The sequence below is a fragment of the Candidatus Manganitrophaceae bacterium genome (assembly GCA_016200325.1).
Lineage (GTDB): Bacteria > Nitrospirota > Nitrospiria > SBBL01 > Manganitrophaceae > Manganitrophus.
The window spans coordinates 25059-49064 of record JACQEZ010000004.1 but is presented as its reverse complement, the minus strand read 5'-3'; the positions used below and the strand labels follow the sequence as shown (position 1 = coordinate 49064).

Sequence of the window (24006 nt, the reverse complement as noted above, 5' to 3'; positions counted from 1 at the left end):
CCATGAGAAAGCGCGTCAACATACGAATGTCCGGATTGGGAGGACAAGGGGTTGTGACCTCAGCCCATGTTCTGGCGACCGCCGCCTCCAAGGAAGGGAAGCATGCGATTTCGAATCCCTTCTTCGGGGCCGAGAAGAGAATGGCCCCCGCCGAAAGCTATGTGCGGATTGCCGGTGAGCGAATCTACGATCGGGGCGAGTTGGTCTATCCCGATGTCATCATGGTCTTCCATCCCCAGGTGATCACCCTCGGAAAGTGTTACACAATGCCTTTCTACTCGGGGATTAAAGCGGGCGGTATTCTAATGATCAACTCGGATGAGCCGCTTCCTCTTTCAAATGATGACCTCGGCTTTTTAGACAAGATGAATGTTCCGATCTTTTATGTTCCCGCAACGACCCTGGCGGTTGAAATTGCAGGGACCGAGTTGGCCACCAACATGAGCATGCTCGGCGCCTTAATGGGAGCGACCAAGATTGTCGCCATGGAAGCGATGGAAGCGGCGCTGCAAGATCGGTTCGGTAAAAAGTATGTCGCCTCCGGGGGAACGGCCACATTGGATGAGGCGATCAAGAAGAAGTTTGCCAAGAAAGAGCAGCTCTTGGCGAAGAATATGGATACGATTCGACGGGGTTTCGATCTCGGTGTCGCTTGGGCTGAAACGATTAAGACCCCCATGTTGGTCTAAGTTCGAGGAGGAGAGTTAAGTAATGTATGCTGTTGCTGAAGTAGTTGACGAAGCGTGTGTGGCCCATAAGGGATGCCGACTCTGCATCATGTATTGTCCCGAGGCCGATACGATTCTTTTTGATAAAACAAAAAAGGTGGCGGTGGTCGTCGAGCAGCGATGCAAGGGATGCGAGCTTTGCGTGGTGGTCTGCTCCGCTGCGAAGCACAATGCCATCCGATTGGTTCATCGATAAGGTTAATTTTTAAATTAAAAGGCCCCATCGCTTGTCAGCGGTGGGGCCTTTTGTTATGATCGCGTTCAGGTTGCGTGTTTCCATTTATTAAGGAGGAGTCGATGTCGAACAATGTCGAGCAAGCGCTCGCAAATGTGATTCAAGCGATGCAGGGTCTAAATCAGCAGTTCGAAGATAAGATCGAGGAGATGAGACAGCAAGGGAAGGATGAGGAAGAGCTCCAGCAGTTGGTGAAAGGTGCCCTCGCGATGAAAGATGCCAGCGGTATCTATCTTTCCTGGGCCAACCATTATATCGCGAAGTTGGCGCAGACCGAAGGGGCTGAGCCGGATGATGACGAGTCGATCATCATCGAGAGATAATCCCCCGCATGTTCTCCTCCCTTTAATTTTCCTCATACGGTCTCCTCACATTGCGCAAACGCGGACTCCGTGGTATAAAATAAAGTGCTTCCCAAAAGGCGCACCTCCCCAGGATAGACCGATGGCGGATACCGGCTTGGTCATGTATGAAGAAGAATTTAAGCAGATTGATGCGGAGCTGTCAAAGCTGCACCAACTCGCGAACGCCAAGGTCACCTTTCTCGTCGATAAAAATGGACAACTGATTGCGAGCGTCGGCGAGACCCAAAATCTCGACACGACCTCATTGGCTTCTCTGACCGCCGGGAATATTGCCGCCACCGGCGGGATGGCCAAACTCTTGGGCGAACGAGAATTCTCGATCCTCTTTCATGAGGGGGAGCGAGACAACATCCACATCTCTTTGATCGGGCAACGGGTGATTCTGGTGGTGATCTTCGATCAACGTTCCTCCTTGGGGTTGGTCCGACTGAGGGTCAAAAAGAGCTCCGAGGCGCTCTCGCAGATTTTCGCAAAGCTGATCGACAAAGCCGATAAAGAAAAAGAGACGCGGAATAGTCATTCGCCCTTCTCAGAAATTACGGAAGATGATATCGACCGATTGTTCGGATGATTTACCCAAACGGGGCCGGCCAAGCGGCTCAGGGGAAGATCGCATGCCACGCGACAGGACCGTGGCCTCTTCGATGGAGTAACGATTAGATGTCGTTCATCAACTATTCAGCCCGTGAGATCAACTGCAAGATCGTTTACTACGGTCCGGGGCTCTGCGGCAAGACGACGAACCTCATCTATATTTATAAGAAGACCAATCCCGACAGCAAGGGGAAGATGATCTCGCTGGCCACCGAAACGGAGCGGACCCTCTTCTTCGATTTTCTTCCACTGGCACTCGGCAACATCAAAGGATTTAAGGTCCGCTTTCATCTTTATACCGTGCCGGGCCAAGTCTTTTACGATGCGAGCCGCAAGCTGATTCTGCGGGGGGTGGACGGTGTGATCTTCGTCGCCGACTCTCAAGTGGAGCGGATGGAAGCCAACATCGAAAGTTTGGAAAACCTGCGAAAGAACCTGAAAGACCAAGGACTGAACCTCGATGCGATGCCCTTTGTCATTCAATATAACAAGCGGGACCTCCCGAATGTCGTTCCGGTAGAGGAGCTGAATCGCGTCCTCAATCCACGGGGGGTTCCTTCTTTTGAAGGGGTTGCTGCGACCGGCAAAGGGGTTTTCGATACGTTGAAAGAGCTGGCAAAAATGGTGATCATGGAGTTGAAGAAAAAGTCTTAACCCCGCTTCTTTTTATCCAGGAGCGGATCAGACGATACGGATCTCGCCTCCGAAGTAAAACCGATTCAATCTCTTTCTCATTAAAAGAAACCTGATCGATTACATTCCCAAGATGCTCTCTTAAAAGGGTGCGGAGCTCCTCCCGGACAAAGCCCCGCCGCCGTGCCGGCGCAGGCTCGGTCTCCAGCTGCTTTTCAATTTCGGTGATCAAAGCCGGAATACCCTCCCCCCGGTCGGCGATCACCCGCAGCAGCGGCCGGTCCGAAAGGGTCTCTTTGAGTTGATGATAAAGCCACCGCGCCTCTTTGAGATCTCCCTTATTGACGACCACCGCATCGCCGATCTCCAGGAGCCCCGCCTTCATCATCTGCACCTCATCCCCCATGCCGGGGGCCAAGACCAACACGACGACATCGGCCAGCCGCGCAATTTCCACCTCGTCTTGCCCGACGCCGACCGTCTCAATTAAAATGATCTCTTTTCCCATCGCGTCGAGGACATGGATCGCCTCAAAGAGGGCCGGACTGAGCCCGCCCCACGCGCCGCGTGTCGCGAGGCTTCGGATAAAAACATCCCGGTCGAGAAAGTGCGGCTGCATCCGGAGACGGTCTCCCAGAAGGGCGCCCCCCGAGAAGGGACTGGTCGGATCGACGGCCAGCACCCCGACCGATTGCTTTTTTTCCCGGAAGGCGGTGATCAATTGATTGATCAGTGTGCTTTTTCCAGCGCCGGCCGGACCGGTGATCCCGATAAGACGCGCCTTGCCGGTGTGGGGAAATAAGGCTTTAAGTATGGGGCGGGCCGAGGAGCTTTGATTTTGGACAAGGGTGAGAAGTTGAGAGGCCGCGCGGACATTTCCTTTGAGGATGGATCGAATAGACGCCGATCGATCGGTCCGTCGATCGGTCACGAGAGAAGTCCCTTTGCGATGATCTGTCTCTGGATCTCCGACGTCCCCTCGCCGATCTCGCACAGCTTGGCATCCCGAAAGTATCGCTCGACCGGATAATCTTTCAGGTAGCCGGAGCCGCCATGAATTTGGATCGCCTGCGTCGTCGCCCTCATCGCGACCTCCGATGCGAAGAGCTTCGCCTCCGACGCCGCCTGCTTGTACGCTTCCCCGGCATCTTTCAAGAGGGCGGCGCGATAGATCAGGAGCCGCGCCGCCTCAATTTCGGTCGCCATGTCGGAGAGCTTCCATTGGATCGCCTGAAAATCGCCGATCGGATGTCCGAACTGAGCTCGCTCTTTGGCATATTTGATTGAATCTTCCATCGCTGCGCGGGCGAGTCCGACCGCCATCGCGCCGATCCCGATCCGTCCGCCGTCTAAAATCTGGAGGACATCCTGAAAGCCGTGATGGAGCGTTCCGACCAGATTTTCCTTCGGAACCTGCAGCCGATCGAAATGAAGGGCGGCGGTATCCGAGGCGCGGACGCCGAGTTTTTTCTCGATCTTTCCGACCACCAGGCCGGGGGTGTCCCGCTCCACGACAAAGGCGGAGATGCCGAGGGCGCCCCGGTTCCGATCGGTGGCGGCGGTGATCAGATACACTCCGGCGGTCGATCCCTGCGTGATAAAAAGCTTGCTTCCATTGAGGACCCAGTGATCCCCTTCCAACACCGCGGTCGTTTGCATCGCGGCGGCGTCGGAGCCCGATCCCGGCTCGGTCAGCGCCCACGCTCCGAGCTTTTCTCCCCGTGCGAGCGGAGCAACATGGCGCCGGCGTTGCGCCTCATTTCCGAAGCGATAGAGGTGCATCGTGCAGAGGGAGTTGTGCGAGGCGACAATCAACGCCATCGCGCCGTCCTGCCGGGCGACCTCTTCCATGACGATCGCCATCTCCATCGCCCCGAGCCCCGCCCCGCCATACTCTTCCGGAATGGCAACGCCGAAGAGCTTCAGCGCCGCCATCTTGGGGATCAGCTCGTGCGGAAAGCGCATCGTCTCATCCCGCTCCGCCGCCCCCGGCGCGATCTCGGCGGCGGCAAACTCCCGAACCGTCTGTTGAAGCAGTTGCTGCTCTTCGGTGAGGTCGAAATCGATCATCGGTCGATTATCCTGCCAGCTTGTTGATGAGGAGCTCTCGAATTTTTTCGGGAAGTTTTCGGGAGTAGCTCTGATAGAGATTGGCCTTCTTGGTGAAATATTCATTCTCGGACAAGAGGCCGGCCTCTCTTGCTCTTTCTAGAAGGTCCAGCTTGGCCTGCAGGGCCGCCTGGAGGTCCCCTCCCAGTTGCGCTACGAGCACCTTATTTCGCTCCATCTCTTTTTCGCGAAAATATTTCAGCAGCTTCTGAACCGAATAGGCGGTGGCCCCGGCCGCAATGAGGGGGAGAAAAACCGAGAGAAAGCGATACGTGCCGCTGCTGACGACCCGGGTTCCCCCCTTCATGAATCCCCAAGAGGCGAGGGTGGCATAAATCGGAGAGGTGGTGAAGGTGGAGGCGACCCAGCCGCCGACGAGGAGGGCGGCGACGGCGCTGGCGCCCGGAATCTGGTTAAAAAGCTGTCTCACCAGAGCGCGGCCGACTTCTCTGCTTTCTTGGGCGATCTTCTTTTTATCCCAGCCCCTGAGCCGGGTGAGAATGTCGGTCGCAATGTCGCTGATCTTGTCCATCTTGGTTTACTTTTCTTCCTTCGGAACGAAATAGACATCGGTTGCCTTGAACTTGCTGTTCCGCAGGAATTGCGCCTGCACCGGCATTCCGATCTCCGCCTGATCGGGCGCTACCCCAGCCAGCCGCGAGAGAAAGAGGGTGTCGACGCCGCGAAACTCCACGAGGATCAAGGTGAACGGCGTCTCCTTTAAGAAGGCTTCGCCGCCGAAGTAGCAGGTGGTGAAGGTGTGAACCTTCCCCTCGAGCGGCAGCTCAATCCAGGCGGTCGGCGCGCCGCATTCCATGCAGTGCGCGCGGGGGGTGGCGTATTTGGTTTTGCACTTCGTGCAGGCGCTTCCGAGGAGCTTTCCCTTCGTCAGCCCGGCGAAGAAAGGGGAGTCTTGGGCGTAAGAATGAATATAGTCGATTTCATAGTGCCACTTTAAGATAATCGGATCGATCTTGTAGAGGACGGTCCCTTCATCGGTCTCGGGAAGACGGGTTTTTTTTGCCATGACGTCTCCAATAAGGGGGGGGCGGCGTGGTTGATAGAAATTAGTTTACTTTGGATTTAATCTTTGTGCAAGGCTGGAGATGGTGGTCAGGCACTGACTCGCACACCTTCTCCCGACTGGATTGACGATAACGCTTGCAGGACAGATGGGACGAGTGGCTTCAGTTCCTTCATCCGATTTCTGGTCGCTTTAACAACAATGATGCCGAGACCAGAATGGGCGAGATTCTCCTGATATTCGAGGTCTTGATCCGCTGTGATGAATACTTCGAATCCTTCGTTTTTTTGCGCGGCGTAGTAAGTCACCGTTTTTTAGACCGGTCCATCTTTGTTGAACGACAGTGCGGACCTCATGGCCAGGAATTCATGTGCAAGTTGAATGCGCCAGGCCTGTCAACCTTCTAGAAGCGAGATGGGATAATAGACTGAGAGAAGAAAGACCCTCTTCTCTTGTTGGCGGCGCTTCATCTGATCAACCAATCCCTTTCGACTTGATATGAAATCATCCGGATGCTTCCTTCTTGATCGCCTTCAAACGAAGCCGCTTGTAGTCGGCCTGCCAGATACCGAGTTGGAATAGTATGGGGCGAAGGACGTCTTCCATCGTTTGGATGACGGCGGCACGTCGGTCGGGGGGAACCTGCTGGAGGAGACTTCCAGCGAAAGTATCGATCCAGTCGCGCAGGCCGGCTTCTCCCCCCTCGAGCGGGGTCGGACGCTCAAAGAGAGAGGCATCGGTGACCTCCAGACCATTTTTTTCGAGCAAGGTGGCGTATTCGCCGATGCTCGGGAAGTACCATGGAATCATTTCTTCTTTCAGCGGAGAACCGGCCGCTTTGAATGCTTCTCTCATTGCACCGACGATCCGCTCAATATTCCCCTTGCCACCCAACTCCGCCACAAACCGCCCGCCCGGTTTGAGCGCGCGTGCAATGCAGGCGATCACCCGCTCCGGCGCTTTGATCCAGTGAAGGGCGGCGTTGGAGAAGACGGCGTCGAACGGTTCGCTGAATCGGAACTCTCTCGCATCCTGGACTTCAAGCCGGAGAGCAGGATAGCTTTTCCGCGCCTGGGCAATCATCTCGGCAGAGGCATCGATCCCGACCATCTCCGCGCCGAGCGCAGCGATCCGGGCGGTCAGGTGTCCCGTCCCGCAGCCGATGTCGAGGATTCGCTCTTCCGGCTGCGGGGCGAGGAGATCGATCAGTTCGGCCCCGAACTTCCAGACGAAAGAGTGCTTGTCGTCGTACAGGGTCGGATTCCATTTCGGGTTGGTTTTATCGTCCTTCATCCAGCGCTCTGCTTATTTATCTTCAGCCTTTTTCTCACCCTTCCACCGCCGCGTCAGCCCATACTTCAACAGCCGGAGCAGGAATTTTCCCTTCGTCATCACCTGAAACGTTTTTCCGGTGACCCGGTCGTTTTCCGGCGAGGCCATCTTCACTGCCAGCGCCGCCGGCACCGCCACCGGATTTGCCATCATATCGATGAACCAGCCGATCTTTTCCCGATAAGGGCGTCCTTCTTCGGTCGCCTCGCCGCTCATCAAAAGATCGGTCTTCACCATCCCGGGAGAGAAGATGTTGGCGGTGATCCCCGTCCCTTTGTACTCGCGGGCGAGCGAGCGGGTGAAGGCGACGAGCGCCGCCTTGGTCGCGCCATACGCGGTGACGCGCGGGGAGGGGAAGTCGGCGCCGTAGCCTTTGAGGTTGAAGATCTTTCCTTTCCCCTGTTGGAGCATCTGCGGGATCACCGCGTGACAGCAGTTGAAGGTGCCGACCAGATTGACGGAGATCACGTAAGCCCAGCGGCGCGGATCGATGTCGCCGACGCGGCCGTAGGTCATGCTGATCCCGGCGTTGTTGATGAGGATGTCGATCCGTCCAAACCGCGACACCACCGCGCCGACCATCGATTTGACGGAGGTGATCTCCGAGACGTCGCAGACGACCGACAACACCTCCCCGATTTCGGCGAGTCGTACCGCCGCTTCTTTGAGCCGCCCCGCATCCCGCCCGCAGATTGCGACGCGCGCCCCTTCACGAAGATAAGCTTCCGCGACGGCATAGCCGATCCCGCGACTTCCCCCGGTGATCAACGCGACCTGACCCTGAAGGCGCACTTTACTGAATGATCTCCTTGATGCTGTAGATCGGCTTCTTCTGAGACTCGTAGTAGGTCCGGATTTGAATCTCCGCCAGAATCCCGAGGCTGAAGATCTGAAGACCGGCCAAGATGAGGACCGTTCCGAAGAGGAGGAGGGGACGGTTTGCGAGCTGGGCTCCCCAGACGATCTTCTCCACCGCCAGCAGCCCGTCGATCGCAAAGCCGGCGGTGAAGAGGAGGAGCCCGAACATCCCGAAGAGCTGAAAAGGGCGATGGGAGAAAGTTTTGAGGAAGAGAACGAGGATCAGGTCGATCAAGACGCGCGAGGTCTTCGAGAGGGTGTATTTGCTCCGGCCGTACTTCCGCGAATGATGGTTAACTGGAATCTCGGTGATCTGGGCCCCGTAGATGCTGGCGAGCGCCGGGATGAACCGGTGGAGCTCGCCGTAGAGGGGGACGTTCTTAATCACATCGGCGCGATAGGCTTTGAGCGAGCAGCCGTAGTCGTGCAGCTTCACCCCGGTGGTCCGGCCGATCAGCCAGTTGGCGATTTTGGAGGGGAGGACCTTGGTAAACTTTTTATCCTGCCGGTCCCGCCGCCAGCCGTTGACGATATCATACCCTTCCGCCATCTTCTTGAGCAGCTTGGGGACATCTTCCGGATCGTTCTGCAGATCGCCGTCCATCGCGATGATGATCGTCCCCTGCGCGTGATCGAACCCGGCCGACATCGCCGCCGTCTGACCGAAGTTGCGGCGGAAGCGGATCGCCTTGACCCTCGGGTAGTGGAGGCAGATCTCGCGGAGGACGGCGTCGCTGCCGTCGGTGCTCCCGTCGTCGACGTAAATCACCTCAAACGGCTCGCCGATTTTGGAGAGCGATTTGACGATCGCCTCCGTCAACGGCCGGATGCTCTCCCGCTCGTTGAAAAGGGGCACGACGACCGAGAGGTTCGGCACCGCTTCTTCTTTTAGATTTTCCTGATCCATTGAAGCCATCCTGTCTAACAATCCTGTGAAACGATCCGGTTAGGTCGGCGGCGGGGAGAGCGGCCGGTTGGAGCCGAAGGCATAGGCGCCCCGCTGATCCAAGAGAACGAAGGACGGCTCCTTCTGAAGCTCGGAGACCAGCTTGCTTTTGGTGATGATGAAACTCCGCTCCGGGGCCGCCAGAATCTTTTTCAGCGCCTCGAAACTCTCCGGCTCATGGCGGATGAAGGGGACGATCGAATGCCGCGCATAAAAGACGACGCTCGGCTTGTTCAACCCATAGACGACCAACTTCTCGTTGCCCCGAAGCTGCTCTCCCGCCTGCGTCGCATAATCGTGGAGCGGTCCTTGGACCACCTCCGCCACCGGTGGAACGACCAGCGCCAACAACGTCGCCGTGAACAAAACGATCGTCGCGACCATTGTAGCAAAAGCGCGCTCTTTCTGAAAGGACCTTAAAAAATAGGCCGCGGTGAGCATCCCGAGAAAAAGGACCGCCGCGACGATTTTAAGCGGCGCGGTGAGTTCGGGGAGGACATCGAGAAACGGAGAGGGGGGGAGCTGCGCCTGGGCTTTCATGACGAACGTCGGCGCGACCATCAATCCGGTTCCCAACAAAAAGCCGATCGCCGCCAAAAAAAAAGCGCTCCGTTTCAGCCACCGATCCGACACCTGCTGCTCTTCCCACCAGAGCCCGACCAAAACGGCCATCGCCGGAAAGAGGGTGGCGATGTAGTTCGGCAATTTCGTTTTGGAGGCGGAGAAGAAGATAAAAATAATCGCAAACCAAAGCAGGGTAAAGAGGGGAAGCTGCCGGTCAGGCGATTGCGCTCTAAAGGCTTTTAGATTTTTGGGAACCGCGTGAAAGAGGGCGGCCGGGAAAAAAGCGCTCCAGGGGAAAAAGCCGATCAGGATGACGAGGATGAAATAGTAGAACGGGCCGCGGTGTCCCGAGACAACCTCCGTATAGCGGGTCAGATGGTGCTTGATGAAGAAGGCCTGAAAAAACTCGAGGCCGTTCACCGAAAATTCCAGTAGATACCAAGGAAGCGCCACCGCCATGAAGAGCAACGTTCCCGAAACGGGACGCGCTTCCTTCAGAACGATCGGCAGCCGTCCGGTGAGGAGGATGAACAATAAGATAATCGCCCCCGGAAAAACGATTCCGATCAATCCTTTGGTCAACATGGCGAGCGCCATCCCGACAAAACATCCCCAATAGCCCCACCGCTTCGGGCCCGGATCGGTCGCCGCATACCCCTGGAAGAAGCCGAAGAGGGCGAGGGAGACGAAGAAGGTCAGGGTCATGTCGGTGATGGCGGAGTGGGCCAGTCCGATCATCTCGAGCGACGTCGCCAAAATAAATCCGGAGACCCACCCGGCCCGCGCGCCGCGATGGGCAGAGACGAACCGGTAGGTCATCCAGACCAGCGCCACCCCCATCGCCGCCGAGGCGAACCGGGCGCCGAATTCGTTGATTCCGAAGAGCCGATAGGAGAGGGCCATCATCCAATAAAAGAGGATCGGCTTGTCGTAGCGGTTGACCTCGTTGTAATGCGGGGTGATCCAGTCGCCGGTTTCGACCATCTCCCGCGTCGCTTCCGAGAAGACCGCTTCGTCGACGTCGAAGAGATAGATCGAGCCGAGCTTGAAGAAAAAGAGAAAAGTGGTGACCAGAAGCAATCCGACCGCCGCGTTTCGGTTGGAGAGGAATCGGGGAGCCGGGGAAGCCGCCATCATCGTGCCCCTCCGCGCAGCTGGTTCCGCACCGACTGCCTGATTTGTGTCTCTTTAAAATGAATCGCCTCCCGCCATTGAAAGATCAGCGAGGCGGAGAGGAGCCCGATCCCGGCCCCGCCGAAAACATCGGAGGCATAGTGAGAGCCGAGGTAGACCCGGGAGAACGAAATCAATGCCGCCACCGCATAAAAAAAGAATTTCCCGCGCGGGTAGTAGTGCGACAAGACGAGCGCGAGGGCGAAGGAGGCGGTGGCATGGCCGGAGGGAAACGAGTCGTATCCGGAGGCGAAGGTCGGGCCGACCGGAAAGGTTGTAACCGCCGCCAAACGGGGCCGGGGCCGGCCGAGGAGGTGTTTGATGATCTGGCCCAACAGCCCGGCGAACGCGGTGGCGTACATGCCGTATCGGCCGGCCTCCTGCGTTCGCTCCTGCCGTTTGATCAGGCCGACGATCAGAACGAGGAGGCTGACGACAAAGAGGATCTCCCCCGCCCCGATGTAGCTGATACACCGCATTATTTGATATCCGGTCGGATCTTTGAGCTGTTGAATTCCGTCACGAATCCGGCTGTCGAGAAAAAAGAGGATGGCGAGAATAGGCCAAAAGATCAGGATGAAGAACCTCCATGTCGGGGTGATGAATGCGCTTCTATTAATAGCAAAGCGGCGGGGAGTGATCAACCCTTTTTTCGGGAGGGTGAGCGAGGGACGACTCAATAGCTGATTTTGACGAGGCCGGCCGCCTTCATTGCCAGATCGCGCGCCTCGAAGGGGTCTTTGCCGGGGGCGAGGACGACCCCGAGCCGCCGGTTTTTTCGGCAGTCGGGTTTTCCGAAGAGCCGGATCTGAATCCCCGGCTCCAGCAGGGCGGGGCCGATCTCGTACGAGGGGGCGATCGCTTCTTTTTCCGCGAGGAGGACGGCGGAGGCGCCGGGGGTCTGGATTACCGGGGGATGGACCGGAAAGCCGAGGATCGCCCGGACATGCAGGGCGAACTCGGAGAGATCTTGGCTGATCAAGGTGACGAGCCCGGTGTCGTGGGGCCGGGGGGAGACCTCGGAGAAATAGACCTCCTCCCCTTTGACGAAGAGCTCGACGCCGAAGATCCCCCGGCCACCGAGGTTTTCCGTTACCGTTCGGGCGATCGTTTTGGCTTTGTTCAGGGCGGCCTCCGACATCGGGTGGGGCTGCCACGACTGGCGGTAATCGCCGTCGATCTGAATGTGTCCGATCGGCGGGCAGAAGACCGTTCCATTCACGGCGCGGACGGTCAGCAAGGTGATCTCATAATCAAAATCGATAAACGCTTCGAGGATGATCCGGGCCCCTTTCGCCCGGCCGGCGGTCATCGCATATTCCCATGCCGCCGGGAGATCCTTCTCGGAGCGGACGACCGACTGTCCTTTTCCGGAGGAAGACATGATCGGCTTCATGACACAGGGATAGCCGAGCGTCGCCGCCGCTTCTTTCAATTGCTCCGGCCGGTCGATAAAGTAGAATCGGCTCGTCGGGAGCTTGAGCTCCTCCGCCGCCAGCCGGCGGATCCCCTCCCGATTCATCGTCAGCCGGGTGGCGCGGGCGGTCGGGATGACGGTGAAGTTTTTCTCCACCTCGGCCAGATAATCGGTGGCGATCGCCTCAATCTCGGGGACGATCAGGTCGGGCCACTCCCGGTAGATCACGTTGTCGAGCGCCCGCGGGTCGAGCATGTCGATGACATAATTCCGATGCGCCACCTGCATCGCGGGGGCATTCGAATAGCGATCGACCGCGATGACCTCCACGCCGAGCCGCTGCGCTTCAATCGCCACCTCTTTTCCCAACTCTCCTGCGCCGAGGAGCATCAGGCGGAACGCGTTTTTAGAAAGGGGGGTGCCGAGCATCGGGATCTCCGTCCGCTATTATAAATATAGTAATTGGCGAGAGGATAGCCGGTTTATAGGGGAGGGTCAAGGGGATTTTGCGTTTGGGTGAGGTCGTAATGAACGGGTGAAGTTGGTTCGCGAGCCTTGTTACTTCCTCTCTTTTAGTAAGAGGAGGCAGAAGATTAAGAAGATGGAGCGGGGTTTCACCCCACGCCCCACCGCGGGGGTTGCTTGCCCAACCCCCTTCGGCTTCCCAAGGGACACCAGGGGGACAAGCCCCCTTGGATCCCCACGGTCAGACGCTACAGCGACCGCGCACAGTACAGCGACGGACTGCTGCATCGGCTGACCTAATGTAGTGGATGGAATGTCTGATTGTAGAAAAGCAGATCCACACTAGGCATTCATTTATATAAGGATACAATTTTAATTTAGATAATTAGGAGACAATCCGCTTCTTCTTCGGTTTGAGGGTCTCCTCTTCGGTGAGGTTCAGCGATTCGGGATAGGGCTCGAAATAGCGTTGGTCTTGGAGGTAGGTGGTTTGGAAGCGGACCACCCAGGCGCGGAGGATGCTGGAGGGGGCGCTCAGCGGGAGGTGTCCTGCGCGGTAGGCGTCGAGTCGCTTCAGGAAGAAAGCTTTTTCTTTTTTGGAGAGGGTCTCTGAGAAGTAGCCGAATGCGTGCATCAGCGTATTGATGTGGGAGGAGGCTCGGGGCGGACGGGAGAGGGCCTGTTGCAGAGCAGGGGCGTATCTGTTGAAGAGGGCGGCGGGAGCCTCCTTCTCCGGGTTGGCGACGATCTGTCCGAGGAGGCGCATCTCTTTTTGATAATAAGCCATCAACAGAAGTTTGTGGGTTGCGTGGAAGCGGATCAGCGCTTCCGCCGTTCCAATCTCTCTCGCCGCGCGAAACCGGGCGAGGGTAAAGAGCTTCGTCAGGAAGTGGTCTCTGAGTTTGGGGTTGTTCAGTCGCCCTTCATCTTCGATTGCGAGGCCGGGAAATTGTTCGAGCACCGCCGCTGCAAAGAAGCCGGCCCCCTTACCGCTCGGCGCATGGGCCTCGTGCTTGGGGAAGTGCTTCACATCTTTGATCCCGCAAGAGGGGGAGCGGTTTTTTAAAATGAACCCGTCGACCTGATCGATGGAGGAGAGAAACCGATTGGAGAAATGGCGCATCCGATCGGACAGATCTCGGCCGGTGGACGGCTGCAGCAGACGAAGCATCCCGTGCTCCGAGACGACCCGAACCGGGTCGCGGGGGACGCCGAGGCCGATCTCCAGCTCCGGGCAGATCGGAACGAAAGTGACATGCGGCTCCAGCTGCTTCACGAACCGATCGGCAATCATCGCGCCATTGTATCGACAAGGGGCAAACTCAAGGCATCGGCTGACGACGACGATCGGTTTGCGGGTGCGGTCGATGACGGAGGCTTCTTGCATGAAGGGTATGTTGCCTGCGATGCCATTTAATTGTCAAGGCCGGGACTAAAGGATGCCGCCGGAGTTGCATTCTCGGTTCGGCTGGTGTACCATCGCGCCGTTTGGAAGGCCGAGCATCAGGTCGGCACCGTTTCAGGGGAAAGCGATGAAAAAGACGATTGGCCTGGCCGTTTTGTTCTTACTGCTGCTTGAAATTGTCCCGCCATCGGCTCACGCGGACGATACGGCAAAGCAGGTCTTCACCGACGGCTTCTACGGTGGGCTGGCAGGGGCGCTGGTCGGGGCCGCTGTCATGGCTTTCACGAAACATCCGAGCGATCATCTGAAGGACATTGCGGTCGGCGCGGGGGCTGGCGTCATCGCCGGGACCCTCTATGGAATAGGGAAAGCATCGCGGGCCTTCGCCGAAATCGATAACGGACATCTCACCGTTCAGCTCCCGACCCTCCGGTTTGAGGCCGAGCCGGTCGGAAAAGGGGTGCAGCCGTGTCTCTCGGCCGACCTCCTCCACGTTCCGTTCTAATAAGCATTACACTCAGAAAGTCAGACGGACATGGTCATGGATCGGAACCGACCCGGACGCGCGCCGAACAGCCGGCTTCGGCTCGCTGCCGGGGGGCTTGGGCTGGCGGTCTCTCTGCTGGCATTTTTCCCCGCCCCCACCACTCTGCTCTGGATGGTGGCGATCGGTGTCACCGAATGGGGATACCTCTTCGCGCCGCTGCCGCTCTTTCTGTTTCTGCCCGGCGGGCGCGCCTCCCTCGCCGGACGGATCGCCGCGCTCCTCGGCCTCCTGACCACCCTCTTGCTGATCAGCCCGCTGCTCCGCGCCTTTCCGGTGGCCGCTTCGCTTCCGTCGCGCCTCACCGCGGCCTTCGGAGAAGCGGCGCCTCGTTTTGTCGTCGGGGCGGCGCCGCGGCCGGCCCCACTGAATCCGCTCGACCTCTTTCGGGGGATCGCTTCACCCGAGGTCCGGGAGGTGCAACGAAGCTATAAGACGGTTGCCGGCCAGACGCTCGGAATCGATCTCTACCTCCCGCGCCTCTCACAAGCGCCGGCCCCGGTCGTTCTGATCGTTCATGGAGGTGGCTGGCGGAGCGGCGACCGGAGCGAGCTTCCCCAACTCAACCGCTACCTTGCTGCACGGGGATATCTGGTCGCTTCGATCGATTATCGCCTCGCCCCCCGCGCCCCTTTTCCCGCCGCATACGATGACGTGAAGGGGGCGATTGCTTATCTCAAAGCGAACGCCGGCGAGCTCGGAGTCGATCCGGAGCGGCTCGTCCTCCTCGGCCGGTCGGCCGGCGGGGAGTTGGCGCTCCTCGTCGCCTACACCGCCGAGCCGGGGATGGTCCGCGGGGTGGTCGCGTTTTATGCACCGGCCGATCTTCAGTACAGCTATGCGCATCCGGGGAACCGATGGGTGATCGACTCGCGCGGGCTCCTGGAAGGGTATCTCGGCGGCCCGCCGGTCCGCCGGCCGACCGCGTATGACGCCGCTTCACCGATCCGCTTCGTCGGCCCGCCGACCCCGCCGACCCTGTTGATCCACGGCGGGCGCGATGAGCTCGTCTCCCCGGTTCAGAGCGAGCGGTTGGCGGCCCGCCTCGAAGAAGTGGGGCGTCCCGCGCTTCTCCTCTCGCTCCCCTGGGCGACCCATGCGTGTGATGCGCACTTCAACGGCCCGTGCGGGCAGATCAGCGCCTATGCGATCGAGCGTTTCTTGGCGGCGGTGACGAAGTAAGCGAGGCGCGGCTTACATTGTCATGGCGTCATGGAGCCCTTTCATGATCTCTTTTCGGAGTGAGGGATCGGTGGCGAGCTTGAGCGCTTTCTGATAATCGGAGAGGGCGGCCTCTTTGTCCCCTTTGCCCATATAAGCAAGGCTGCGGCTGGCGTAGGCCTCGGCGTAGTTCGGTTTTAAATCAAGAGCACGGCTGTAATCGAGGATGGCGCGATCAGGATCATCGATGAGAACGAAGGCGTTCCCTCGGTTGTAATAAGCCTCCGCATAGTTGGTGTTGTGTTGGATCGCCCGATCGAAATCGTCGATTCCTTTTCGAACCTCTCCCTTCTTTTCGACATAGATCATCCCGCGCCGATTATATGCCTCGGCAAAATCTTCTTTCAGCGCGATGGCATTTCCATAGCTGGCGATCGCTGCCTCGTCCTCCTGCCGCTTTCGATAAGCGTCGCCGAGGGAATACCAGGTGATCGCCGAAAGCGGCTCGCGCTTCAACGCTTCTCTGAAATCGTCGACTTCCCCTTCGAGGGAGCTGATCGGCGTGCCGACCGGTCGGCGGTCGATTGAGGGGCGGCCCGATCGGACGAAGCCGCTCACAATAAGGATTGGGAGAAGGAGGAGGCTGAGGAAAACGATTTTACGGGTGGGATTTTTTTGCGGCGCGGTTTCTCTAAAGTAAATCGACGCTAAAAAAGTCCAGGCGAGGGCGAGGAGAACGAACGTCTCCGTCTGGACCGCTCCGGAGAAGAGCCGCAGCGTGCCGTAGAGGCCGCCGACCAGCGCCAGGAGAAGAGCGATAAAATCCCAGGTTGTCTTCCGATTCATATCGTTTTGAAGGTTTGTCTCGAAGGGGTCCGTAAGAAACTATACCAGACCGGTGCTCGCCTGACAATGAAGGGGACGGTTCCTTTGAACTAAGCCTCCTCGATCCGATCGCCAAGGGTATCCTCGACATAAAGCATTTTGATCGCGACCAATAAACTGGCGGTCAGCGGAGAGGCGAACATCACGCCGAGGGCGCCGACGAAAACGCCGAGGATCAGCTGCACGGTGACGGTGAGCACCGGCGGGAGGTTGACCGCCTTTCGTTCGACCATCGGGGTGACGAAATGGTTGTCGATCGATTGAACCGCGATATAGAGGAGGAGGGCATAAGGCAGCTGGGTCGGGTCTTGTCCGAGGGTGATCAGCAGGACCGGGACGGCCGAAAGGAGGGGGCCGATGTAGGGGACGAAGTTGAGGATGCCCGCCACGATTCCGAGCGCCAGCGCCGGTTGAATGTCGAGGAACCAGAGCCCGAGGGTGGTCAGGACGCCGATGACGATCATCGCAACCATCCGGGCGATCATCCACCACCGGAGGGTCTCGCCGATCTGATCGATGACCCCGGCGATCCGCTCCCGCCGATGAAGCGGAAAGAGCCGGACGACCCCGTTTCGATAAGTGGCCGGATCGATCGCCAGGTAGAGTCCAATAAAGAAGACGATGACGACGTTGGCCAGAAGTCCAAAGGTGCTTGAAAAAAGAGCGGCCAGTCCTGACAGGAGGCCGGCCGGTTTCGCCAGCTGCTCGGCGGCCTTGGGTGTTTGCGCCAGAAGCTGCTGTCCCCATTGAGATTGCATGAGACGGCGGTTGAGCTGCGCCACCATCTGCGGGATGTTTTGGATCAGCTGGTCAAACTGTTGGGAGATGTCGGGGGCGAGCGACCAGCCGCACAATCCGAACAGCCCGAGCAGAAGAAAGAGGACTGCTGCCAGCGACCAACCGGCAGAGAGCGGCGTATGGGAGGCGATCCAATCGCTCAGACTCCGAAGGAGCACCGCCAAAAGAATGCCGGCAAAAATAAGAAGGAGGACGTCGGCCGCGGCGCCGATCAGCAATAATAAAATGACGACTGCCGCGGTGATCCCGACGGCGACAAGCGTCTTTCTTGCGAAAAGATCGGTATTTGATCGGGTCGACGGAGGCAGCTCTTTTTTTTCCGTTTTGACGCGGCGGACCGCTCTCATCGCTGCTCTCCTTCTTTCAGGGAATATACCACTATCATATCCGAAATGGCGGTCTCGATGCGACCGTTCCAAAGGAGAGGCAGAGACACTTCATCGTGCGGTGTCGGTTATCCGAGCTGCAAGAGTCCGACAATGAGGAGAACCATGATTCCGACCATGGCGACGATGAAGACGGCGGGGTGGAGACCGCTTAGATCTGGTTTTTCGTCTTCAGGGAAGATCATTGGCGTTCGGGGATAAGGGTTGTCTGTTGGATTATTTATCTATTATAAAAAAAATTAAATCGAGTGCGCAATCGGGGGGAGATGCCCATGGACGGGAAGGGAAGTATCAAGTTGAATTCAGGGCGATGGAATGGGGCTTCGCCCCAAGCCCCACCGTGGGGGCGCCTCGTCGCGCCCCCTCCGGCTTCCCCAGACGCCGGGGGTGGAACCCCCTGGCCCCCCTGCGGCCGAACTCGGCGCGACCGCACAAAGCAGTGCGGACTGCGCCTCAGACAGGCGCCCTGTAAAGGTCGATGGAGCGTTTGATCAAAAACGCAGCAGAGTGGCGGGCACGGGACGCCATGTCGCGCAGGCGCTTACGACACTCATTCGTAATATAGTGCCTGTGCAATGCAGCTGTAGCGTAACAAAAGAGGGAGGCGGTATAAAAAGAATCCGCTTACGGCTGCTCTAGGATGCTTACCGTAATGTAGGTGCCGGTGCCGGCGTGGCTGTGGATCAGGCCGCGCTTTGGGTTTTTGATCTGGAGTTTTCCGACGCCGAGGTGTTTTTTGATCGTTCCTTGGAGTTGCCAGAAGGCGAAGACCGCCTGCATGAGGCCGGTGGCGCCGACCGGGTGGCCGCAGGCCAGCAGCCCGCCGCTGGGGTTCACCGGGAGGCGTCCCTGTTTCGGTAAGGGGAGGCCGTAGTCGATTCCCGGCATGAACGGATTTCCCTCCTCGACGAAGGTCCCCCCCTCGCCGTATTTGCACAGGCCGAGGTCTTCGTAGGTCTGAATTTCCGACGAGGTATAGGCGTCGTGCAGCTCGATGAAGTCGAAATCGTCGATCGGGTTTTGGACCCCCGCCATTTCATACGCCTGCTTCGCCGCCGCCCGGCCGCCTCGGAAAGAGTGGACGCCGGGGTATTTGAGGTTTCGGTAGTCGCTCGCTTTCTCGTGCGGCAGGAGAAGCACCTTTCCGTGGGGGCGGTCGGCCATCCGCATCGCGTCGCTGCCGGAGCCGACCCCGGTGATTTTCACCGGATGGGGACAGAGCTTCATGGCGACCTCTTCCGAGGCGAGGAAAGCGACCGCGGCGCCGTCCGACATGGTGCAGATGTCGAGCATCGTCAGCGGGGTCGCGACCATTTCGGAATTCCGGACATCTTCTACCGTCAATTTTCCCGGACGCTGGGCATAGGGATTGTAGAGGGCGTTGGCGTGATTCTTGATCGACACCATCGCGAGCTGCTCCGGCGTCGTCCCGAACTCATGCATGTGGCGCCGGACCATCATCGCATAATAGCCGGTGTAGAAGCCGCCGACCGGAAAATCAAAATTCGTGTCCGAGGCGAGCGCGATGAACTCGTTCCCCTTCCAGGTGTTGACCCGCGACATCGTCTCGAAGCCGAACGCCAGACAAATGTTCATCCGGCCCGATGCGACCGCCTCCCAGGCGCTCTGGAAGCAGAGGCCGCCGGTGGCGCCGCCTCCCTCGATCCGTTTCGACGGCTTGGGACAGAGGCCGAGGTAGTCTTGGACCATGCTGGCCGCTTTTAGCTGCCGGGTGAAATGATCGGAGAAGTAGGAGCCGACGGCGCCGTCGATCATCTCCAATTTCAATTTGGGGAGATCGGCGAGGGCATAGTCGAACGCCTCTTTGACCATGTAGCGGAAATCTTTTTCAGGGTTGGCTTTTTTGAATTTGGTGATTCCGCCGGTGATCATGTAGACGGGGCGCATCGGATACCTCTCAGCTGGGGGTGGGAGGAAAAGGGTCGAGATCAATCGTAGCGGAGGAGGGGGACGCTGTCAAGATTGCGGATTTCGGAGTGAAGATCCGAGTCGATCGGCCGCAGCGTCACACTTTTGTATGTCGGATGATTTTTCCTTCGACCAGGTAGACGACCATTTCGGCGATGTTCGTGGCGTGATCGCCGATCCGTTCGATGTATTTGGAGATGAAGCTGATCCGGATGGCGCGGGTGATCGTGGCAGGGTCTTCCGACATGTAGGAGAGAAGCTCCCGGAAGATCTGCTGGGTAAGGTCGTCGATGAATTCATCTTCGGCGCAGACTTTTCGAGCGAGTGCGGCGTCTTTGTTGACGAATGCATCGAGCGTCTCCCGGACCATCTTCTGGGCCGCTTCCGCCATTCGCGGCAGGTCGATATAGGGCTTGAGGAGCGGCTCTTCGGCGAGCTCGATCGATCGCTCGCAGATATCTTCCGCCAGATCGCTCATCCGCTCCAGGTCGGTCGTGATTTTCATGGCGGTCGTGATAAAGCGGAGGTCGCGGGCCGCCGGCTGATAGAGGGCGAGGAGCCGGATGCACTCTTCATCGACCTCGACATCCATCGCGTTGACCAGATGGTCGTTCTGGATCGTCTGCTTCGCCAATGCGGTGTCGCGCTCCACCAGCGCTTTAATGGAGGCGGCGATCTGCGTTTCAACCAGCGCCCCCATCTTCAGGATGCGCTCCTTCAGTCGTGTCAGCTCTTCTTCAAAATGGCGGTGCGCCATTATCCAAATCTCCCGGTGATATAATCTTCCGTCCGCGAATCTTTCGGATTCGTAAACATCTTTGAGGTGACATCGAATTCGACCAGCTCTCCGAGCAAGAAAAATCCGGTTTTGTCGGAGATTCGGGCCGCCTGCTGCATGTTGTGTGTGACAATTACAATTGTATAGCTCTCTCTCAATTCCCGCAACAGCTCCTCAATCCGGCCGGTGGCGATCGGGTCGAGCGCCGAGGTCGGCTCGTCGAGCAGAAGGACTTCCGGATCGACGGCCAAGGCGCGGGCGATGCAGAGCCGCTGCTGTTGGCCGCCGGACAGGCTCATTCCCGATTTGTGCAAGGCATCTTTGACCTCGTCCCAAAGGGCCGCCTGTTTCAGCGCCCGCTCCACCCGCTCCTCGAGAACGTCGCGGCGGCGGACGCCGCCCAATTTTAATCCCGCCGCCACGTTGTCGAAAACCGACATCGTCGGGAAGGGATTCGGCTTTTGAAAGACCATTCCGACCCGCCGCCGGATCATCGCCGCATCGATCCCCGGTCCATAAATCGTCCCCCCATCGAGGAGAATGCTTCCGGAGAGGCGCGCGCCGGGAATGACCTCGTGCAATCGATTCAGGCAGCGGATAAAGGTCGATTTTCCGCAGCCGGAGGGGCCGATCAGGGCGGTGACCTCCCGTGGCGCAATCGAGAGGTTGATCCCTTTCAGGACATGGACCTCGCCGAACCAGGCGTGGAGTTGACTGATTTCAAAGATCGGTTTGCTCATCAAGATGCCCCAGATTGAAAGAATCGACGGTGCAGGACGAGCCGCGCAACCAGATTGGCGACGAGCACGAGCATCAAGAGGACCATCCCGGCGGCCCACGCTTGGCGATGCCAGTCTTCATACGGGGCGATGGCATAGGTGTAGATCATCACCGGCAGGCTCGCGGTCGGCTCCATCAGCCCCTTGGCCCAGAAGCGGTTGCTGAAGGCGGTGAAGAGGAGCGGGGCGGTCTCCCCCGCCACCCGCGCGATATCGAGCATCACCCCGGTCAGAATTCCTCGAAAGGCGGTCGGGATCACGACGAAGGTGATCACCTTCCACTCCGGCAGTCCCAGCGCGAGCGCCGCCTCCCGGATCGAGGCGGGGACCAAAGTCAAAAACTCTTCGGTGCTACGGAGCGCGATCGGAATCATCATGATCCCGAGGGCGAATCCCCCGGCCAGGGCGGAGAAGTGTTTCATCGGAAGAACGATCAGAATATAAGCAAAAATGCCCATGACGATCGAGGGAAAGCCGTTGAGAAGGTCGGTGGAGAAACGGACGAGAAAGCCGAGGGTCGTCTCCTTTCCATATTCCGAGAGATAGACCCCGCCGAAGAAGCCGATCGGAACGCCGATCAGGCTCGCCAGCCCCAGCAGCTTGATCGTTCCGACAATCGCATTGGCCATTCCGCCCCCCGTCTCACCGACCGGTTTCGGCAGCTTCGTAAAGAAGTCCCAATCGAGTGCCGTGATCCCGTGATAGGTGATATATCCGAGGATAAAGAAGAGAACGCCGAGGGTCAAGAGGGTAAACAGACCGGTCAGGGAGAGCATCACGATGTTGGTCAGTCGGCGATAAAGCGGGGTGGCGGCATTCACGTTCGGATCGCTCCTCTCTTTGTGGAGACGCTGTAAATCAGCAACCGGGCCAGCGCATTCACGACGACCGTCACCGCGAAGAGAACCAGCCCGATTTCGACCAGGGCGCTGACATAGAGATCGGAGGTCGCCTCGGTGAATTCATTGGCGATGACCGACGCCATCGTATATCCCGGCTCGAAGAGCGAAGCGCTGATCTCGGGGCGGTTGCCGATCACCATCGTCACCGCCATCGTCTCCCCGAGCGCCCGGGCCAACGCCAAAAAGATCGAGCCGAGAATGCCGGAGCGGGCGTAGGGAAGGATGGCGATCCAGACCATCTCCCATCGGGTTGCCCCCAAGGAGAGGATCGCCTCCCGTTGCGAGCGGGGAACCGCGATGAGGACCTCTCGAGAGACCGATACGATAAAAGGGATCACCATAATCGCCAGCACGATTCCCGCCGTCAGCATCCCGACGCCGTACGGCGCCCCCTGAAAGATCGGGAGAAAGCCGAGGGTGGCGCTCAAAATCGGCTCCAACACATTGCGAATCCAGGGAACCAAGACAAAGATTCCGATCAAACCGTAAATCACGCTCGGAATGGCGGCGAGCAGCTCCACCAGGAAGGTGATCGGATCGGAGAGCCAGCGGGGGGCGAGCTCCGAGAGGAAGATGGCGACCCCCAATCCGATCGGAATGGCGATCAACAATCCAATAATCGATGTGACGAGGGTGCCATAGAGAAAGGGAAGGGCGCCGAACTCTTCCGCCACCGGATCCCAGGTGGATTGCCAGAGGAACGCCCAGCCGAATTTCGCAATCGACAAACGGGAGTGCCAGTAGAGCTCGAAGGCGATGACCGCCGTAATCAGGAGAACGGAGAGGGCGATGAGCAACATCGTGACGCGAAAAATCCGATCGGCCCAATGGACTCCGGACCGATCGGAGATGAGGGGGAGCGAGGAATCAGTACTTGATCTGCCCAATTGCTTTATCTTCCATGGTGACCACTTCCTTTGGAAGCGGCGCGTAAGTGAGCTGCGACGCCATCGCCTGGCCGTCGCGAAGCATCCATTTTAAGAAGTCGACAATCGCTTTCCCTTTGGCCGGGTTGGAGATCTGCGCCGGGATCAGAAGCCAGGTAAAGCTTGAGATCGGGTAGGCCTCTTTTCCGGGAGGGTTGGTGATGGAGACCCGAAAGTCTTCCGGCATCTTGGCCGAAGCCGCCGCCGCGGTGACCCCCGCCAGGTCGGCCTTCACAAAAGCCCCCGACTGATTCTGGACCTTTCCAAACGGGAGCTTGTTCTGCTCGGCATAAATCAACTCAACATAGCCGATCGAATACGGTGTCTGCTTGACCAGCCCGGTGACCCCTTCATTCCCTTTTCCGCCGAGGCCGACCGGCCATTTGACCGCCGTTCCGACGCCGACCCGCTCTTTCCACTCGGGACTGACCTTGGCGAGAAAATCGACCCAGACATAGGTCGTCCCCGATCCGTCCGAACGATGGGCCACGATGATCGGCTTGTCCGGGAGTTTGGCGCCGGGGTTGGCCTTCGCGATCTCCGGATCGTTCCACTTCGTGATTTTTCCGAGGAAAATGCCGGCCAGCGCCTGAGCGGTTAAGTTGAGATCGGATTGAACGTCCGGAATGTTGTAGGTCGGGACGACCGCGCCGAGGACGGTCGGAAAGTGGAGGATCTTGGTCTTGGTCTTTTGGAGCTGCTCATCGCTCATCGGACCGTCGGTCGCGCCGAAATCGACCGTTCCCTCGGAGATCTGCCGAATGCCGCCGCCGGAGCCGATCGATTGGTAATTGAAGTGGACATCGGGATGCAGTTTGGCATATTCGTCAAACCACTTCGAATAGATCGGATAGGGGAAGGTGGCGCCGGCGCCGTTGATCAGAAGGGATTCAGCCGAGACTGGAGCGATGAAAGAGATCAGGAACAAGCTGCTTAAAATTATTTTTTTTAACATAAGTCTCCCAGTTAATGTTAAATCGATTTTATTTCGCTTCCGTTGCGAAGTTGTTAAATCCGTGTTAACAGGTTTGACGTTCACTGGATACAGAAGCCGTTCACCTATTTTTATA

General features: G+C 58.3%; 26 protein-coding genes. 7 read left to right on the top strand and 19 right to left on the bottom strand.

Features of this window, described 5'->3' with window-relative positions; translation table 11 throughout:
• The first annotated feature begins 2 nt into the window (after positions 1–2).
• From HY282_02990 to HY282_02970, 5 genes are all read left to right on the top strand, one after another.
• Complete coding sequence (locus HY282_02990) at positions 3–689, top strand: 2-oxoacid:acceptor oxidoreductase family protein (GenBank protein MBI3802712.1); 687 nt, start codon at positions 3–5, stop codon at positions 687–689.
• A gap of 22 nt (positions 690–711) precedes the next feature.
• Complete coding sequence (locus HY282_02985) at positions 712–924, top strand: pyruvate ferredoxin oxidoreductase (protein MBI3802711.1); 213 nt, start codon at positions 712–714, stop codon at positions 922–924.
• Positions 925–1025: 101 nt separating this feature from the next.
• Positions 1026–1286, top strand: a complete 261-nt coding sequence (locus tag HY282_02980; protein ID MBI3802710.1) for a hypothetical protein — start codon at positions 1026–1028, stop codon at positions 1284–1286.
• Between the two features lie 121 nt (positions 1287–1407).
• The gene (locus HY282_02975; GenBank protein MBI3802709.1) at positions 1408–1899 is read left to right on the top strand and encodes a roadblock/LC7 domain-containing protein; all 492 of its coding nucleotides are present in this window, start codon (positions 1408–1410) and stop codon (positions 1897–1899) included.
• Positions 1900–1988: 89 nt separating this feature from the next.
• Positions 1989–2576: a GTPase domain-containing protein gene (locus HY282_02970; GenBank protein MBI3802708.1), complete on the top strand. Its 588-nt coding sequence runs from the start codon at positions 1989–1991 to the stop codon at positions 2574–2576.
• On the opposite strand, the gene meaB is transcribed toward HY282_02970, so the two are convergent.
• From meaB to HY282_02915, 11 genes are all read right to left on the bottom strand, one after another.
• The gene (meaB, locus tag HY282_02965) at positions 2551–3486 is read right to left on the bottom strand and encodes a methylmalonyl Co-A mutase-associated GTPase MeaB (protein ID MBI3802707.1); all 936 of its coding nucleotides are present in this window, start codon (positions 3484–3486) and stop codon (positions 2551–2553) included. The genes HY282_02970 and meaB overlap by 26 nt on opposite strands.
• On the bottom strand, positions 3483–4622 hold the full coding sequence (locus HY282_02960; protein MBI3802706.1) for an acyl-CoA dehydrogenase family protein: 1140 nt from the start codon (positions 4620–4622) through the stop codon (positions 3483–3485). The genes meaB and HY282_02960 overlap by 4 nt, the downstream gene beginning before the upstream one ends.
• A gap of 10 nt (positions 4623–4632) precedes the next feature.
• On the bottom strand, positions 4633–5196 hold the full coding sequence (locus tag HY282_02955) for a hypothetical protein (GenBank protein MBI3802705.1): 564 nt from the start codon (positions 5194–5196) through the stop codon (positions 4633–4635).
• A gap of 6 nt (positions 5197–5202) precedes the next feature.
• Positions 5203–5691 (bottom strand): Zn-ribbon domain-containing OB-fold protein, encoded by a 489-nt coding sequence (locus tag HY282_02950; GenBank protein ID MBI3802704.1) that lies wholly within the window; start codon positions 5689–5691, stop codon positions 5203–5205.
• A 501-nt stretch (positions 5692–6192) separates the two neighbouring features.
• Positions 6193–6981 carry a methyltransferase domain-containing protein gene (locus tag HY282_02945; GenBank protein ID MBI3802703.1) on the bottom strand — a complete coding sequence of 263 codons (789 nt, stop codon included), beginning with the start codon at positions 6979–6981 and terminating at the stop codon, positions 6193–6195.
• Positions 6982–6993: 12 nt separating this feature from the next.
• Positions 6994–7812, bottom strand: coding sequence for an SDR family oxidoreductase (locus HY282_02940; protein MBI3802702.1), 819 nt, complete (start codon positions 7810–7812; stop codon positions 6994–6996).
• Position 7813: 1 nt separating this feature from the next.
• Positions 7814–8794 carry a glycosyltransferase family 2 protein gene (locus HY282_02935; GenBank protein MBI3802701.1) on the bottom strand — a complete coding sequence of 327 codons (981 nt, stop codon included), beginning with the start codon at positions 8792–8794 and terminating at the stop codon, positions 7814–7816.
• Between the two features lie 30 nt (positions 8795–8824).
• The gene (locus HY282_02930; GenBank protein MBI3802700.1) at positions 8825–10525 is read right to left on the bottom strand and encodes a glycosyltransferase family 39 protein; all 1701 of its coding nucleotides are present in this window, start codon (positions 10523–10525) and stop codon (positions 8825–8827) included.
• Positions 10522–11241 (bottom strand): phosphatase PAP2 family protein, encoded by a 720-nt coding sequence (locus tag HY282_02925; GenBank protein MBI3802699.1) that lies wholly within the window; start codon positions 11239–11241, stop codon positions 10522–10524. The genes HY282_02930 and HY282_02925 overlap by 4 nt, the downstream gene beginning before the upstream one ends.
• On the bottom strand, positions 11238–12413 hold the full coding sequence (gene purT, locus HY282_02920; GenBank protein MBI3802698.1) for a formate-dependent phosphoribosylglycinamide formyltransferase: 1176 nt from the start codon (positions 12411–12413) through the stop codon (positions 11238–11240). The genes HY282_02925 and purT overlap by 4 nt, the downstream gene beginning before the upstream one ends.
• Before the next feature lie 415 nt (positions 12414–12828).
• Positions 12829–13830 carry a DUF1722 domain-containing protein gene (locus HY282_02915; protein ID MBI3802697.1) on the bottom strand — a complete coding sequence of 334 codons (1002 nt, stop codon included), beginning with the start codon at positions 13828–13830 and terminating at the stop codon, positions 12829–12831.
• A 145-nt stretch (positions 13831–13975) separates the two neighbouring features.
• On the opposite strand from HY282_02915, the gene HY282_02910 reads away from it, so the two are divergent.
• On the top strand, positions 13976–14353 hold the full coding sequence (locus HY282_02910) for a hypothetical protein (protein MBI3802696.1): 378 nt from the start codon (positions 13976–13978) through the stop codon (positions 14351–14353).
• 36 nt (positions 14354–14389) lie between these two features.
• The gene (locus HY282_02905; protein MBI3802695.1) at positions 14390–15574 is read left to right on the top strand and encodes an alpha/beta hydrolase; all 1185 of its coding nucleotides are present in this window, start codon (positions 14390–14392) and stop codon (positions 15572–15574) included.
• A 12-nt stretch (positions 15575–15586) separates the two neighbouring features.
• Here HY282_02905 and HY282_02900 read toward each other — a convergent pair whose 3' ends face one another.
• From HY282_02900 to pstS, 8 genes are all read right to left on the bottom strand, one after another.
• Positions 15587–16399, bottom strand: a complete 813-nt coding sequence (locus tag HY282_02900; GenBank protein MBI3802694.1) for a tetratricopeptide repeat protein — start codon at positions 16397–16399, stop codon at positions 15587–15589.
• An 89-nt stretch (positions 16400–16488) separates the two neighbouring features.
• A complete protein-coding gene (locus HY282_02895; protein ID MBI3802693.1) occupies positions 16489–17583 on the bottom strand; it encodes an AI-2E family transporter in 1095 nt (364 codons plus the stop codon).
• A gap of 663 nt (positions 17584–18246) precedes the next feature.
• A complete protein-coding gene (locus tag HY282_02890; protein MBI3802692.1) occupies positions 18247–19530 on the bottom strand; it encodes a thiolase domain-containing protein in 1284 nt (427 codons plus the stop codon).
• A gap of 118 nt (positions 19531–19648) precedes the next feature.
• Positions 19649–20308 carry a phosphate signaling complex protein PhoU gene (phoU, locus tag HY282_02885; GenBank protein MBI3802691.1) on the bottom strand — a complete coding sequence of 220 codons (660 nt, stop codon included), beginning with the start codon at positions 20306–20308 and terminating at the stop codon, positions 19649–19651.
• A complete protein-coding gene (gene pstB / locus HY282_02880; GenBank protein ID MBI3802690.1) occupies positions 20308–21069 on the bottom strand; it encodes a phosphate ABC transporter ATP-binding protein in 762 nt (253 codons plus the stop codon). Before pstB ends, phoU begins: the two co-directional genes overlap by 1 nt.
• On the bottom strand, positions 21069–21884 hold the full coding sequence (pstA, locus tag HY282_02875; protein MBI3802689.1) for a phosphate ABC transporter permease PstA: 816 nt from the start codon (positions 21882–21884) through the stop codon (positions 21069–21071). Before pstA ends, pstB begins: the two co-directional genes overlap by 1 nt.
• Before the next feature lie 41 nt (positions 21885–21925).
• Positions 21926–22810: a phosphate ABC transporter permease subunit PstC gene (gene pstC, locus HY282_02870; protein MBI3802688.1), complete on the bottom strand. Its 885-nt coding sequence runs from the start codon at positions 22808–22810 to the stop codon at positions 21926–21928.
• 67 nt (positions 22811–22877) lie between these two features.
• Complete coding sequence (gene pstS, locus HY282_02865) at positions 22878–23891, bottom strand: phosphate ABC transporter substrate-binding protein PstS (protein ID MBI3802687.1); 1014 nt, start codon at positions 23889–23891, stop codon at positions 22878–22880.
• Positions 23892–24006: the final 115 nt, after the last annotated feature.

Bases quoted from the DNA above. Each gene is read 5' to 3' on its own strand.
- pstS (MBI3802687.1), bottom strand. From the start codon at position 23,891: ATGTTAAAAAAAATAATTTTAAGCAGCTTGTTCCTGATCTCTTTCATC.
- HY282_02950 (MBI3802704.1), bottom strand. From the start codon at position 5,691: ATGGCAAAAAAAACCCGTCTTCCCGAGACCGATGAAGGGACCGTCCTC.
- HY282_02970 (MBI3802708.1), top strand. From the start codon at position 1,989: ATGTCGTTCATCAACTATTCAGCCCGTGAGATCAACTGCAAGATCGTT.
- HY282_02975 (MBI3802709.1), top strand. From the start codon at position 1,408: ATGGCGGATACCGGCTTGGTCATGTATGAAGAAGAATTTAAGCAGATT.
- HY282_02990 (MBI3802712.1), top strand. From the start codon at position 3: ATGAGAAAGCGCGTCAACATACGAATGTCCGGATTGGGAGGACAAGGG.
- HY282_02910 (MBI3802696.1), top strand. From the start codon at position 13,976: ATGAAAAAGACGATTGGCCTGGCCGTTTTGTTCTTACTGCTGCTTGAA.
- HY282_02945 (MBI3802703.1), bottom strand. From the start codon at position 6,981: ATGAAGGACGATAAAACCAACCCGAAATGGAATCCGACCCTGTACGAC.
- HY282_02985 (MBI3802711.1), top strand. From the start codon at position 712: ATGTATGCTGTTGCTGAAGTAGTTGACGAAGCGTGTGTGGCCCATAAG.
- pstB (MBI3802690.1), bottom strand. From the start codon at position 21,069: ATGAGCAAACCGATCTTTGAAATCAGTCAACTCCACGCCTGGTTCGGC.
- HY282_02895 (MBI3802693.1), bottom strand. From the start codon at position 17,583: ATGAGAGCGGTCCGCCGCGTCAAAACGGAAAAAAAAGAGCTGCCTCCG.
- HY282_02930 (MBI3802700.1), bottom strand. From the start codon at position 10,525: ATGATGGCGGCTTCCCCGGCTCCCCGATTCCTCTCCAACCGAAACGCG.
- HY282_02955 (MBI3802705.1), bottom strand. From the start codon at position 5,196: ATGGACAAGATCAGCGACATTGCGACCGACATTCTCACCCGGCTCAGG.
- HY282_02980 (MBI3802710.1), top strand. From the start codon at position 1,026: ATGTCGAACAATGTCGAGCAAGCGCTCGCAAATGTGATTCAAGCGATG.
- pstA (MBI3802689.1), bottom strand. From the start codon at position 21,884: ATGCTCTCCCTGACCGGTCTGTTTACCCTCTTGACCCTCGGCGTTCTC.
- HY282_02890 (MBI3802692.1), bottom strand. From the start codon at position 19,530: ATGCGCCCCGTCTACATGATCACCGGCGGAATCACCAAATTCAAAAAA.
- HY282_02935 (MBI3802701.1), bottom strand. From the start codon at position 8,794: ATGGCTTCAATGGATCAGGAAAATCTAAAAGAAGAAGCGGTGCCGAAC.
- HY282_02905 (MBI3802695.1), top strand. From the start codon at position 14,390: ATGGATCGGAACCGACCCGGACGCGCGCCGAACAGCCGGCTTCGGCTC.
- HY282_02900 (MBI3802694.1), bottom strand. From the start codon at position 16,399: ATGAATCGGAAGACAACCTGGGATTTTATCGCTCTTCTCCTGGCGCTG.
- pstC (MBI3802688.1), bottom strand. From the start codon at position 22,810: ATGTTGCTCATCGCCCTCTCCGTTCTCCTGATTACGGCGGTCATCGCC.
- phoU (MBI3802691.1), bottom strand. From the start codon at position 20,308: ATGGCGCACCGCCATTTTGAAGAAGAGCTGACACGACTGAAGGAGCGC.
- HY282_02915 (MBI3802697.1), bottom strand. From the start codon at position 13,830: ATGCAAGAAGCCTCCGTCATCGACCGCACCCGCAAACCGATCGTCGTC.